Source organism: Catenulispora sp. MAP12-49, from assembly GCF_041262705.1.
Taxonomy (GTDB): domain Bacteria; phylum Actinomycetota; class Actinomycetes; order Streptomycetales; family Catenulisporaceae; genus Catenulispora.
The window spans coordinates 23,872-36,357 of sequence record NZ_JBGCCP010000007.1 but is presented as its reverse complement, the minus strand read 5'-3'; the positions used below and the strand labels follow the sequence as shown (position 1 = coordinate 36,357).

Sequence of the window (12,486 nt, the reverse complement as noted above, 5' to 3'; positions counted from 1 at the left end):
CGCTGTAGCATGCACGTGCATCCGCCTTATGCATAGGAAAACGCTGCGATTGCATGTGCCGCCGCCGACACGGACGGCACCTGACGGGAGACCCGATGGTCGCGTCTGGTTACGCCTACTCCCTGCTCCATGCCGACCTGCCGGTCTGCATCGGGTACCAGGCCGTGGGGCGCAGCGTGTCGACGCGGCATTGCGTGCTCCCGGCGCGGGCCGAGTCGGTCTCGGCCGCCCGGCGCTTCGTGCGCGACGTCGCGGAGGACTGGCGCGGACAGCCCGAGAGATTCGCCACACTGCTGGAGAATCTGGGCATCGTGGTCTCCGAACTCGTGACCAACGCTCTCGTGCACGCCTATGAAGCGGTGCTCCCGGGACGGATGCGGGACGAGTCCGACCTGATATCCCTGTGTCTGGTCCACGAGCCCTGCGACACCGGGGCCGGCGAAGCGGGTGTGGAGCGAGTGCTCTTCGCCGTCGCCGATCCCTCGGCCGCCTCGCCGGTGGCACCCACGCCGGCCCGCGCGGCCGACGGCTTATGGGGCCTGGACGAGTCCGGGCGGGGCATGTACCTCGTCGAGGCGCTGGCCGACGACTGGGGCTGGCGCCGTTTCCGTGCGCCCGGGGCGGCCGAGCCGTCCGGGAAAGTCGTGTGGGCGCTGTTCGAGCTCGCCTGCTGAGGCGCGAGCCGTTTTTCGCCCCTGTGGCCCGCTGTCGGGCGTCCATTACTTCAGACGAACATTTCCATCGGCTTTACAACCGCGTAGCTGACTGCTGACCCCCGGTGTCGGGAGGCGTGAGGCAGTAACCGCTTTCCGTGTTCGTACTCACTTTCGGTCCGCCCCTGATCGCGGGCGGTGCCCGGGTCGTTTGGTTGGCGGTCGCAGGGCTCGAATGTATATCGATCTGGTATCGAAGCCACTCCGAACGCATGCCTTGAACCTGCGGGGAGAACCTTTACCCGCTCTTTGAACGTTTCACACTCGAAACCTCTGCGCGTGCGCCAGCACTACCGCTAGCATCCGTTTACTGCCATGCATCAGCGAATGCTGATTCCCGCGCGGATGCACGTGCAGTGGATCAACCCTTCCCACCGTACATGTAAGGGGAAACACGAGATGAGCGAGTTCGAGGCCTACAACGGCATGCCGGCCACCAAGGTCGCCGCCGCTTGGCGCAAGAGCAGCTACTCCAACTCGCAGGGCAACTGCGTGGAGTTCGCGGGCATGGGGGACGGCTCGGTCGCGGTGCGCAACTCCCGCGACCCGCACGGGCCGGCTCTGCTGTACACCCGGGCCGAGATCGAGGCCATGATCAACGGGATCAAGGACGGCGAGTTCGACGACCTGCTCGGCTGAGACCGACGGGAGCTGCGCGATAGGCGCGATAAATAGTGCGACCCGCTTCCGGCAACTGTGGACGGCCCTCTTTGCCTCGCTCGTGGACAGCGCGATGATGCAGGGATGGCTGGCTGGACCGGAAGCGGTGTGGAACCGCGGACGGCCGCCGAGATCGCGGCGGCCGTCCGACAGGGAAAGAGCAGTGTGCGCGGTGCCGTCCAGGAGGCCCTGGACCGCATAGCCGCCGCGGACCCCCGGATCGGGGCGTTCCGCAAAGTCCGGCATGACGCCGCGCTGTCCGAGGCCGACGAGGTGGCCGCGCGCCCCGACTTGGCAGACCTCCCGCTGGCCGGAGTACCGGTCGCGGTGAAGGACAACGTCGCGGTCGCCGACGAGCAGTGCCGGCACGGCACCGCCGCGACCGCGGACCGCCCCCCGGAGCCCGAGGACCATCCCGTGGTGGCCCGGCTCCGAGCCGCCGGCGCGGTCGTGGTCGGCCTCACCCACACCCCCGAGCTGTCGTTGGTCGCGATGACCGACAGCGCCCTGGGCATGGCGCGCAATCCCTGGGACCCGACCCGGACGCCGGGCGGCTCCTCCGGCGGCGCGGCCGCGGCGGTGGCCGCCGGGCTCGTGCCCGTCGCGCACGGCAACGACGGCCTGGGCTCGATCCGCGGCCCGGCGGCGTGCTGCGGCCTGTTCGGCTTCAAGCCGGGACTCGGCACCGTCCCCTCCGGACTCGGCCGCGACTCGTGGTGGGGCCTGGCCGAGAACGGCCCGCTGGCCACCACCGTCGAGGACGCGGCCCTGATGCTGTCGGTGATGGCCGGCGACCCCGCCCTGGCCGCCGCGCCGAACACGCGCCCCTCCGGGCTGAGGATCGCGGTGTCGACGGCGCCGACCTCGCGGGGCTACCGCGTCGACCAGGAGCACAAGGACACCGTCGAAAGCGTGGCCAAGGTGCTGGAGGAGGCCGGGCACACGGTCGTCGAGGCCCGGGGCTACCCGCAGTACCTCGGCTTCGGCGCGGTGCAGACCTGGTACGCGGCCGCCGCCATGGACGCCGGGGAGTACGACCGGAGGGCCCTGGACCGTGCGACGCGGCGGATGGCGTCGGCCGGCCGCACCTTGGCGAAGGCCGGGCTGAACGGGGCCCGGACCCGGCGCAAGTGGCGGGACCGCGATGCCGACCGGTTCCTCGGCGACGCGGACGTCGTCCTGACCCCGACCCTGCTCAGGCCGCCGCCGGAAGCGGTCCGATGGGGCCGGCGCGGGCTGCTGTCCACCTTCGTGGCGAACACCTCCTACGCCGGGCTGTGCCCGCCGTGGAACCTGGCCGGGTGGCCGGCGATGAACGTCCCGGCCGGGACGCACAGCTGCGGGATGCCGATCGGCGTGCAGTTCGCCGCGCGGCGGGGACAGGAGGCCCTGCTGCTCGGGCTCGCGGCGTACCTGGAGGCGGTGCGGCCCTGGCCGCGCACCGCGCCGATGGGAGTCGTGGGCGGCTGAGGCCGCCTCGCGCGCGATCACCGGCGTGACCTGAGCGGTCGTCTGATCCCGATAGACTTGGGCCATCATGGAGCAGCCTGCCGACACCGTTCTTGTCATCGACTTCGGGGCCCAGTACGCGCAGCTCATCGCGCGCCGGGTCCGCGAAGCCCACGTCTACAGCGAGATCGTGCCGCACACCGCGACGGTCGCCGAGATCCTGGCCAAGAAGCCCAAGGCGGTGATCCTCTCCGGCGGGCCGTCCTCGGTCTACGCCGAGGGCGCGCCGAACGTCGGCGCGGAGCTGTTCCGCGCCGGGGTGCCGACTCTGGGCATCTGCTACGGCTTCCAGGCGATGGCGCGCGCCCTGGGCGGCGTGGTCGAGCAGACCGGCGGCCGGGAGTACGGCCGTACCGCGCTGGAGGTCACCGAGATCGACTCCACGCTGTTCGCGGGCTCGCAGGCCGAGCAGCCGGTGTGGATGTCGCACGGCGACGCGGTCGTGGCCGCCCCCGAGGGCTTCCGCGTGACCGGCACCACGGCCAAGACCCCGGTCGCGGCGTTCGAGGACGACGAGAAGCGGCTTTACGGCGTCCAGCACCACCCCGAGGTCATGCACTCGCAGTTCGGGCAGCTGCTGTTGGAGAACTTCCTCTACAAGGGCGCCGGCATCGAGCCGGACTGGACCACCGGCAACATCGTCGAGGAGCAGGTCGCCTCGATCCGCGAGCAGGTCGGCAGCAAGCGCGCGATCTGCGGGCTGTCCGGCGGCGTGGACTCCGCGGTGGCCGCGGCCATCGTGCAGAAGGCCATCGGCGAGCAGCTGACCTGTGTGTTCGTCGACCACGGCCTGCTGCGCAAGGGCGAGGCCGAGCAGGTCGAGAAGGACTTCGTGGCGGCCACCGGTGTTCAGCTGAAGGTGGTCGACGCCGAGGAGCGCTTCCTGTCGGCGCTGGCCGGGGTCTCCGACCCCGAGGAGAAGCGCAAGATCATCGGCCGCGAGTTCATCCGGGTCTTCGAGCAGGCCGAGCGCGAGATCGTCGAGGCCTCGGCGGACGCCGGCGAGCCGGTGCGCTTCCTGGTGCAGGGCACGCTCTACCCGGACGTCGTGGAGTCCGGCGGCGGCACGGGCGCCGCCAACATCAAGAGCCACCACAACGTCGGCGGGCTGCCCGAGGACCTGCAGTTCGAGCTGATCGAGCCGCTGCGCAAGCTGTTCAAGGACGAGGTCCGCCAGGTCGGCCGCGAGCTCGGACTGCCCGAGGCGATCGTCGGCCGCCAGCCGTTCCCGGGCCCGGGCCTGGGCATCCGCATCGTCGGCGAGGTCACCAAGGAGCGCCTGGACCTGCTGCGCGAGGCCGACGCCATCGCCCGCGAGGAGCTGACCGCGGCCGGTCTGGACAACGAGATCTGGCAGTGCCCGGTGGTGCTGCTGGCCGACGTGCGCTCGGTGGGCGTGCAGGGCGACGGCCGGACCTACGGCCACCCGATCGTGCTGCGCCCGGTCTCCAGCGAGGACGCGATGACCGCCGACTGGTCGCGGCTGCCGTACGAGGTGCTGGCGCGGATCTCCACGCGGATCACCAACGAGGTCGCCGAGGTCAACCGGGTGGTGCTGGACGTGACCAGCAAGCCGCCGGGGACGATCGAGTGGGAGTAGGCGCCTGAGCGTGGCGCCGGGGGCCGGGTCTTCGGACCCGGCTCTCGCTTTTGTGCTCCGGTTGTGCGGCGGGCCTACGGAGCCTCGTCGTACTCCAGCGCTTCGCGCAGCTTGCGGTTCACATGCCGCAGCCGCTCGATGGTCCGCTGGGCCTCGCGCAGCTCATAGCGCAGTTTGATGATCTCCTCGATCGCCGCGAGGTCCGCCAGGTCGCTCAGGTCCGCCAGATCGGCCGAGGCGAGCGCGGGCTCGACCTCCTCGGCGTACTCCGGCTCCGGCGGCGCCGGGATCGCCAGCTCGGCCGGCTGCGTGAGCGCGGCCTGCACCTCGGCGGCCCACTGGAGCGCGTCCGGCTCCGGCACCCGGCGGACGAACTCGTGGATCACCGCGCCGACCGGTTCGGGCTCGCCGAGGTGGCTCCTGTGCGCCGGCATCTCCGGCATCTCCTGGAGCTCCGGGGTCTCGGGCATCTGCGGGATCTCGGGCGTCTGCGGGATCTCGGGCAGCTCCGGCTCCGCGGCGAGGTCCGCGGCAGCTTCAGCTTGCGCGGGAACCCGCTCCCGAGCGGAATCCTGCGCGGCGTCCGGCCGTGCCACCAGCTCGCTGGGTTCCTCGGCGTCCAGATCCTCGGCGTCCAGATCCTCGTCCGACTCGCGCATCATCGCGGCCGTCCAGCCCGCGGCCTCGCACGCGGCGTCCCGGAACTCCCGCAGCTGCCGCAGCATCCCCTCGCTCGACGGGAACAACCGCCGGGCCTGCGCCACGTTCGCCACCGCCAGCGGCGCGGCCTGCACCGAGTCGCCCAGCTCCGAATAGGCCTGTGCCAGCTTGATCCGCGCCATCAGCGCGTCGCGCGGCCCCGAGCCGATGCCCTGCTCGGCACGCTCCAGTTTCGCGACCAGGCCGCTGATCCACTCCTGCGGGTCGGCGTAGGGCTCGGCGTATTCCTCGACCGGCTCGTCGATCGGCTCGTCCGCCGGTTCGTCGGCTCCGTCGGCTCCGTCGGCTCCGTCGGCGGCTTGGGAGATGTCGGCGGCGTCGGACGATTCGGCGGCGTCCCGCGTCGGCTCCCCGGCGCTCACCGGCTCCTGGAACTCCTCGGCCTCCCGGCCGATTTCGTACTCTGACATTCCGTCCCCCTGACAACGTCGAAGGGCGCCGACGTGACGTCGGCGCCCCGCGGCTGGCTCGGCACGATACTACGGCCGCACGATCATCGCCACAGGCATCGAGTGGAGCGGGGCGTACTGGATCACCGTGCCCGGCATCGCGGCGTGGATGATCATGCCCCCGCCCACGTATATCCCGACGTGGTGCAGGCTGCCGTAGTAGATCACCAGGTCGCCGACGGCGATGTTGGCCTCGCTCACCTGGGGGAACTCATAGGCCTGCGCCGAGGAGGAGTGCGACATCGACACCCCGGCGGCGCCCCAGGCGGCCATCGTCAGGCCGGAGCAGTCGAAGCTGCTCGGGCCGTCGGCGCCGTAGACGTAGGGCTTGCCCAGCTGCGCCTTGGCGAAGGCGACGGCTATCGCCGCGCGGGCGTTCGGCGCCGGCGGCAGGTTGGCCGGCGTCTTGACGTTCTGCTGGTTGGCCTGGGTCTGCTGCTGGACGTACTGGGTGCGCTGGGTCGGCGTCAGCGAGTCCAGCAGGGCCTGCGCGGCCTTCTCCTTGGCGTCGATGTCGGCCTTGTTCTGGGCCATCTCGTCGCGGGTCTTCTGCAGCTGCTGCAGGTCCGAGGAGGCCTCGGACTTGTCCTGGTCCAGCTGGCGCTTGATCTCCTGCGCGGTCTGCATCGAGGCGGCCGAGCGGGTGGACACCTCGGAGTTCGCGGTGGCCTGCTGCAGGAAGTTGTCCGGGGAGGCCGACAGCATCAGCTGCAGGGAGTCGTCCACGCCGCCGGCGCGATACTGCGCGGCGGCCAGGCTGCCCAGCGAGGACTGCGCGTTGGTCAGCTGCGACTGCTCCGCGGTGATGCGGGCCTGGATCTGGTTGACCTTGTTCTGCAGCGTGGCCAGGTTGGTGGCCGCCTGGTCGTACGCCTCCGAGGCCTGCTCGGCCTGCTGGTGGAGGTTGTTGACCTGGTTCTTGACGTCGTTCAGGCCCGGCGTCGGGTCCGCGTGGGCCAGACCCGGGACCAGAGCGATGGAACCGACCGTGGCGGTCGCCAGCGTCACCGCGGTACGGGGGGCGGTGATCGTCTTCTTGGACGCGCGGTGAGTTGTCACGGTTTTGTGGGACGCCACTAGGGCGACTCTCCTTCTCTCCCTGCCGCCTACCGGGTTAGCTGTCGGGTTCGGGCTGAGAAGCGTGCCCTACAGGCCGCCGCGCGGGGGTACGCAGCGGACCGATTCACCCCTTGGCCCCAGTGGATGCGGGCCGGTGGGACTTGTGGGTCCCCGGTTCCAGATCGGCGCTTCGCCAGCGGGCTGTGTGGGTGCCCGTGGAAACGGCGGGTCGCGCTTCGCCGGATTCGGCGTGAACTCCCGCCACCGTCCAGGTTGGGCGGCGTGGATACGAGTGTCCGGCCGTAACCCTAGCGAGACCCCGAACGACAAAAGGGATCGGCCCAGGACGCTATACCAGGATTTTACTTTCCAGGGCGTTTAGTGGTCCTGATTCAGTCAGAGCTGTCCGGTTTCACGCAGGGGAGATCACGTGGTTCTTCCCGACGTGTTGTCGGCATCATCGACCTGGATCATGGGTTCAACGCGCGAAAGTACTGCAAGAGTGCCTGCTGGTCCGGCGTTTCGCCGACCCCGGCGTTCCGGCCCGGCGAGATCGCCGCGGCGCTGTGCGGCGAATGTCAGTGGCCTGTTTAGACGACAACGGCGGGCAGCCCGTGCTCCGGGTCGCCCGCCGTTCGTCTCCACACCTATGACCTATGCCACACCTGTGCCACACCTATAGTCGGTGTGTTCCGCGTCACGCCGAGGTGGCCAGCGGCCGGGTCGGCCACTCCGGCTCGGCGTACGACTTCTCCCCGCGCCGCTCGCGGAACGCCGCCCGGTCCGCCTCCTGCTCGGCCTTCCAGCGCGCCTGTGCCTCGTGCAGCCGCACCGCGTCCAGCGTCCCCACCGCCGGGTAGCTGGCGCCGATCACCTGCGCCAGGTTCATCGCGGCCAGCGCGTCGGCGGCCGCGTCGTGCGCGCGGGTGATGGTCACGCCGTAGAACTGGCACTGCGCCTCCAGCGTGCGCGCGCCCTTGCGGAACTTGTCCATCTGCCGGTCGATGACCAGCGGGTCGATCACCGGGGCCACCGGGGCGCGCGAGGCCAGCGGGGTCAGGCCGTTGCGGGCCAGCTCGGCCTCCAGCAGCGTCAGGTCGTAGGGGGCGTTGAACACCACCAGCGGCGTGCCCGCGCGCAGCTCGGCGGCCAGCGCGTCGGCGATCTCGTCCAGCGTCCGGCGCGGCGCGGTGCCGTGCTCGCGGGCGTGCGCGGTGGTGATGCCGTGGATCGCGGTGGCCTCGGCGGGGATCTCGACACCGGGGTCGATGAGGAAGGTCTTCTCGGTACCGTCGGAGGTGACGATGGCCGCCGAGACGATGCGCACGGTCCTGGGGTCGCGGCCGGTGGTCTCGGTGTCGAAGCCGGCCAGCCGGCGCCGGTGCCAGCCGTCGTGCGACCCGCGCTGCGGCGGGACGGCGGCCGGGGCCTCGGTCTGTGTTGGCTGACCGGTCTGTGTCGGCTGACCCTGTACCCGGGCCTGAGGCTCCCAGGCCGGGGCGCACTCATGGTGATAGGTCAGCCACGCACCGTCCACGTTGGCGCGCGTACCGGCCTCGGCTTCCACCCGACCCTTGCACGCGGCGCACGTCCCCGCGTACTTGTTGACCAGAGTCACTGTGTTGTTCTCCCTCACCTCGTGTTGCCACCATGGTGGCGCACCGTTCTGACAAAGACCGCCTTCACTCGGGTCCGGCGACGTCAGCGGCTACCCTGGTGGACTACGGCGGTTTTTTAATCCGCCCGATCTGTTGATTTCCGCGCGAAGGATGAATACGACGTGTTCGACACGCTGTCCGATCGTTTGGCCACGACGTTCAAGAACCTGCGCGGCAAGGGTCGGCTCTCGCAGCAGGACATCGACGAGACCCTGCGGGCCATCCGCCAGGCGCTGCTGGAGGCCGACGTCTCGCTGCAGGCCGTGCGGCCCTTCATCGCCGCGGTGCGCGAGCGCGCCGAGGGCGCCGAGGTCTCCAAGGCGCTGAACCCGGCCCAGCAGATCGTCAAGATCGTCAACGAGGAGCTCGTCGAGATCCTGGGCGGCGAGACCCGGCGGCTGCGGTTCGCCAAGAACCCGCCGACCGTGATCATGCTCGCCGGTCTGCAGGGCGCCGGTAAGACCACGCTGGCCGGCAAGCTGGCCCGCTGGCTGAAGTCCGAGGGCCACACCCCGATCCTGGTCGCCGCCGACCTGCAGCGGCCCAACGCGGTCACCCAGCTGCAGGTGGTCGGCGAGCGCGCCGGCGTGCCGGTGTTCGCCCCCGAGCCCGGCAACGGCGTCGGGAACCCGGTCAAGGTCGCCCAGGACTCGATCGAGTTCGCCAAGACCAAGCTGCACGACGTGGTCATCGTCGACACCGCCGGCCGCCTGGGCATCGACGCCGACCTGATGAAGCAGGCCGCCGACATCCGCGACGCGGTCCGGCCCGACGAGGTCCTGTTCGTCGTCGACGCGATGATCGGTCAGGACGCGGTGACCACCGCGCAGGCCTTCATGGACGGCGTCGGGTTCGACGGCGTGGTGCTGACCAAGCTCGACGGCGACGCCCGCGGTGGTGCCGCCCTGTCGGTGCGCCAGGTCACCGGCAAGCCGGTGATGTTCGCCTCCACCGGGGAGAAGCTGGAGGACTTCGACGTCTTCCACCCCGAGCGGATGGCCGGCCGCATCCTCGACATGGGCGACATGATGACCCTGATCGAGCGCGCCGAGCAGGCGTTCGACCAGGCCGAGTCCGAGAAGATGGCCATAAAGCTGGCCCGCAACGAGTTCACGCTCGACGACTTCCTGAAGCAGATGGAGCAGCTCAAGAAGCTCGGCTCCATGACCAAGCTGCTCGGCATGCTGCCCGGCGTCAGCGGGATCAAGGACCAGCTCAACAACATCGACGACAAGGACGTCGACCGCATCGCGGCCATCATCAAGTCGATGACCCCCGGCGAGCGCGACGACGTCAAGATCATCAACGGCTCCCGCCGGCAGCGCATCGCCCGCGGCTCGGGCACCACGGTGCAGGAGGTCAACAACCTCATCGACCGCTTCCTGGAGGCCAGGAAGATGATGTCGCAGATGGCCAAGGGCGGGATGCCCGGCATGCCGGGCCTGCCCGGCGCCGGGGGGCTGGGCGGCACCAAGCGCAAGTCGGCCAAGGCCAAGGCCGCCGACCAGCGGACCAAGTCCAAGGGCCGCTCGCGCTCGGGCAACCCGGCCAAGGCCAAGGCCGAGGAGGCGGCGCGGCAGGCGCGCAAGGACGGCAACGGCTCGATGTTCGGCGACGAGGCCGGCGGCGGTCAGTTCGAGCTGCCGGACGAGTTCAAGAACCTGCTCCCGCCCCAGTAACCGCTTCGCGGTGTCGCCGGCACGCTCGGCGACACCGGCCCGGGGCCGCCCTGGTGCCCCCCCGGTGCCCCCCCGGTGCCTTCCGGTTGCCTTGCCGGTGCCTTCGCGGTGCTGCTCGGCGCCGGGGGCGTCCCAACCAGCCGGAACGTTCTGGCACAATGGAAGCTTGTACCGGTCGCGCATGGCCCTCTCTCCTGCGCTCGCCGAGTCCATCCGGCTGCTGCCGATGCCATGTCCCCACGTGGCGGCGCGGCGGCACCACCCGCAGTCAACCAAGCAGGAGACACCACACCGTGGCAGTCAAGATCAAGCTCAAGCGCATGGGCAAGATCCGGAACCCGCAGTACCGGATCATCGTGGCCGACGCCCGCACCAAGCGCGACGGCCGGGCGATCGAGGAGATCGGGAAGTACCACCCGAAGGAGGACCCCTCGTACATCGAGGTCGTCTCCGAGCGTGCGCAGTACTGGCTGGGCGTCGGCGCGCAGCCGACCGAGGCCGTCGAGGCCATCCTGAAGGTCACCGGCGACTGGCAGCAGTTCAAGGGCCTGGACGCCCCGGCGCCGATGAAGGTCGCGGCCCCCAAGGCCGACCGCAAGGCCGTCTTCGAGGCCGCCGCCAAGGAGGCCGCCGACGAGCCCAAGGCCGGCGCCACCACGCCGAAGAAGAAGGCCGAGAAGAAGGCCGAGGAGACCCCGGCGACCGAGGCTCCGGTGGAGACCCCGGCCCCGGCCGTCGAGGCTGAGATCGCTTCCGAGGGCTGAGCATGCTGGAAGAGGCCCTGGAGCACCTGGTCAAGGGCATCGTCGAGCACCCCGATGAGGTCCGGGTCCGCGAGCGCGACCAGCGCCGCGGAAAGGTCCTGGAAGTCCGGGTGCACCCGGACGACCTGGGCAAGGTCATCGGCCGCGGCGGGCGCACCGCCCGGGCGCTGCGCACCGTGATGGCCGCCCTCGGCGGCCGCTCGCTGCGGGTCGACCTCGTCGAGGCGGCCGGCTACCGGTGAGCACTGACAGTGAGAACGGTTCCGGCCGGCCCGAGGCGCTGCGCCTCGTGGTCGGCCGGATCGGTCGTGCGCACGGCATCCGCGGCCAGGCCACGGTCGAGGTCCGCACCGACGACCCCGAGCTGCGCTTCGCGCCGGGCTCCCGGCTGCTGACCGAGCCGGCCGAGCGCGGCCCGCTCGTGGTGTCCGACATGCGCTTCCACAGCGGCACCCTCCTGCTGTCCTTCGAGGGCGTGGCCGACCGGAACGCCGTCGAGGCGCTGCGCAACACCATCCTGGTCGTCGAGGCCGACCCGCAGGAGTCCCCGCAGGACCCCGACGAGTACTACGACCACCAGCTGCTCGGCCTGGCCGTGGAGCTGGCCGACGGGTCCGTGCTCGGGGAGATCGCCGACCTGCTGCACCTGCCGGGGCAGGACGTGCTGGCGGTCAAGCGGCCGGACGCCCCCGAGGTGCTGATCCCGTTCATCAAGCAGTTCGTCCCCACTGTGGACGTCGCCGGGCGCCGGGTCGTGGTCGATCCGCCGGCCGGGCTGCTGGACCTGGACAGCCTCGAATAACCGCCGTTCGGAGCGGCCTTCTCCCCATGCGCATCGACATCGTCACCATCTTTCCCGAGTACCTGGCGCCGCTGGACGTCTCGCTGATCGGCAAGGCGGCGGCCGCCGGGATCCTCGACGTGCGCGTGCACGAGCTGCGCACCTGGACCCACGACCGACACAACACGGTGGACGACTCGCCGTGCGGCGGCGGCCCGGGCATGGTGATGAAGCCCGAGCCCTGGTCGGAGGCGCTGACCCAGATCGTGCCGCCGGGCGAGGAGGCCGGGGCCCGGCTGATCGTGCCGACGCCGTCGGGCCGGCCGTTCACCCAGCGGGTGGCCGAGGACCTCGCGACCGCCTCGCACCTGGTGTTCGCACCGGCCCGCTATGAGGGCATCGACCGGCGGTTCATCGAGGCCGCCGCGGAGCGGATGCCAGTGGAGGAGCTCTCCATCGGCGACTATGTGCTGGCCGGCGGCGAGGTCGCGGTGCTGGTGATGGTCGAGGCGGTGGGTCGGCTGCTGCCCGGAGTCCTGGGCAATGCCGGGTCCGCTAAGGACGATTCCTTCGGGCACTCCTCCGAGGGCGGTATGGCGGGGCTCCTGGAGGGGCCCGTATATACGAAGCCCGCAAGCTGGGACGACCGTGACGTCCCGCCTGTGCTGCTGTCCGGCAACCACGCGCTGATCGCGCGCTGGCGGCGGGACCAGGCCCTGCGGCGGACCTCGGAGATGCGCCCGGACCTGATCGCGGCCCTGGACCCGGCGGCGCTGGACAAGAAGGACCGGGCCCAGCTGGAGGCTTTGGGCTGGTCGTGGGGGCCGGACGGATTTCGTTTCGACGCCGACGCTGTGTCAGACTAGGCCGGTACTGCTTGAGCAGGTGGCTGCC

At 70.7% G+C, this 12,486-nt stretch carries 12 protein-coding genes and 1 riboswitch; of the genes, 9 read left to right on the top strand and 3 right to left on the bottom strand.

Translation table 11 applies throughout. From position 1 onward, the window contains the following. Positions 1-95: 95 nt before the first annotated feature. From ABIA35_RS15640 to guaA, 4 genes are all read left to right on the top strand, one after another. Positions 96-674 carry an ATP-binding protein gene (locus ABIA35_RS15640; RefSeq protein ID WP_370339594.1) on the top strand — a complete coding sequence of 193 codons (579 nt, stop codon included), beginning with the start codon at positions 96-98 and terminating at the stop codon, positions 672-674. Between the two features lie 438 nt (positions 675-1,112). Further along, positions 1,113-1,352, top strand: a complete 240-nt coding sequence (locus tag ABIA35_RS15635) for a DUF397 domain-containing protein (RefSeq protein ID WP_194915417.1) — start codon at positions 1,113-1,115, stop codon at positions 1,350-1,352. A gap of 105 nt (positions 1,353-1,457) precedes the next feature. Continuing rightward, complete coding sequence (locus tag ABIA35_RS15630; protein ID WP_370358342.1) at positions 1,458-2,843, top strand: amidase; 1,386 nt, start codon at positions 1,458-1,460, stop codon at positions 2,841-2,843. 67 nt (positions 2,844-2,910) lie between these two features. Next, a complete protein-coding gene (gene guaA, locus ABIA35_RS15625; protein WP_370339598.1) occupies positions 2,911-4,482 on the top strand; it encodes a glutamine-hydrolyzing GMP synthase in 1,572 nt (523 codons plus the stop codon). 74 nt (positions 4,483-4,556) lie between these two features. Here the strand turns inward: guaA and ABIA35_RS15620 are convergent, their stop codons facing one another. The 3 genes from ABIA35_RS15620 to ABIA35_RS15610 form a co-directional block, all read right to left on the bottom strand. After that, positions 4,557-5,612 (bottom strand): hypothetical protein, encoded by a 1,056-nt coding sequence (locus tag ABIA35_RS15620; protein WP_370358341.1) that lies wholly within the window; start codon positions 5,610-5,612, stop codon positions 4,557-4,559. A gap of 69 nt (positions 5,613-5,681) precedes the next feature. Continuing rightward, positions 5,682-6,710, bottom strand: coding sequence for an NlpC/P60 family protein (locus ABIA35_RS15615; protein WP_370339602.1), 1,029 nt, complete (start codon positions 6,708-6,710; stop codon positions 5,682-5,684). Positions 6,711-6,739: 29 nt separating this feature from the next. Continuing rightward, positions 6,740-6,908, bottom strand: a riboswitch (cyclic di-AMP (ydaO/yuaA leader). Positions 6,909-7,407: 499 nt separating this feature from the next. Beyond that, entirely contained in the window at positions 7,408-8,328 is a 921-nt protein-coding gene (locus ABIA35_RS15610; RefSeq protein WP_370358340.1) for an exonuclease domain-containing protein, read from the bottom strand. Between the two features lie 162 nt (positions 8,329-8,490). Here ABIA35_RS15610 and ffh point away from each other — a divergent pair, with 162 nt between their 5' ends. From ffh to trmD, 5 genes are all read left to right on the top strand, one after another. Continuing rightward, positions 8,491-10,047 carry a signal recognition particle protein gene (ffh, locus tag ABIA35_RS15605; protein ID WP_370358339.1) on the top strand — a complete coding sequence of 519 codons (1,557 nt, stop codon included), beginning with the start codon at positions 8,491-8,493 and terminating at the stop codon, positions 10,045-10,047. Between the two features lie 293 nt (positions 10,048-10,340). After that, on the top strand, positions 10,341-10,811 hold the full coding sequence (rpsP, locus tag ABIA35_RS15600; protein ID WP_370339608.1) for a 30S ribosomal protein S16: 471 nt from the start codon (positions 10,341-10,343) through the stop codon (positions 10,809-10,811). 2 nt (positions 10,812-10,813) lie between these two features. Continuing rightward, positions 10,814-11,053 (top strand): RNA-binding protein, encoded by a 240-nt coding sequence (locus ABIA35_RS15595; protein ID WP_012785728.1) that lies wholly within the window; start codon positions 10,814-10,816, stop codon positions 11,051-11,053. Further along, the gene (rimM, locus tag ABIA35_RS15590; protein ID WP_370339610.1) at positions 11,050-11,613 is read left to right on the top strand and encodes a ribosome maturation factor RimM; all 564 of its coding nucleotides are present in this window, start codon (positions 11,050-11,052) and stop codon (positions 11,611-11,613) included. The genes ABIA35_RS15595 and rimM overlap by 4 nt, the downstream gene beginning before the upstream one ends. Before the next feature lie 26 nt (positions 11,614-11,639). Continuing rightward, on the top strand, positions 11,640-12,458 hold the full coding sequence (gene trmD, locus ABIA35_RS15585) for a tRNA (guanosine(37)-N1)-methyltransferase TrmD (RefSeq protein WP_370358338.1): 819 nt from the start codon (positions 11,640-11,642) through the stop codon (positions 12,456-12,458). The last annotated feature ends 28 nt before the right edge of the window (positions 12,459-12,486 follow it).

Bases quoted from the DNA above. Each gene is read 5' to 3' on its own strand.
- ABIA35_RS15640 (WP_370339594.1), top strand. From the start codon at position 96: ATGGTCGCGTCTGGTTACGCCTACTCCCTGCTCCATGCCGACCTGCCG.
- ABIA35_RS15635 (WP_194915417.1), top strand. From the start codon at position 1,113: ATGAGCGAGTTCGAGGCCTACAACGGCATGCCGGCCACCAAGGTCGCC.
- ABIA35_RS15630 (WP_370358342.1), top strand. From the start codon at position 1,458: ATGGCTGGCTGGACCGGAAGCGGTGTGGAACCGCGGACGGCCGCCGAG.
- guaA (WP_370339598.1), top strand. From the start codon at position 2,911: ATGGAGCAGCCTGCCGACACCGTTCTTGTCATCGACTTCGGGGCCCAG.
- ABIA35_RS15620 (WP_370358341.1), bottom strand. From the start codon at position 5,612: ATGTCAGAGTACGAAATCGGCCGGGAGGCCGAGGAGTTCCAGGAGCCG.
- ABIA35_RS15595 (WP_012785728.1), top strand. From the start codon at position 10,814: ATGCTGGAAGAGGCCCTGGAGCACCTGGTCAAGGGCATCGTCGAGCAC.
- trmD (WP_370358338.1), top strand. From the start codon at position 11,640: ATGCGCATCGACATCGTCACCATCTTTCCCGAGTACCTGGCGCCGCTG.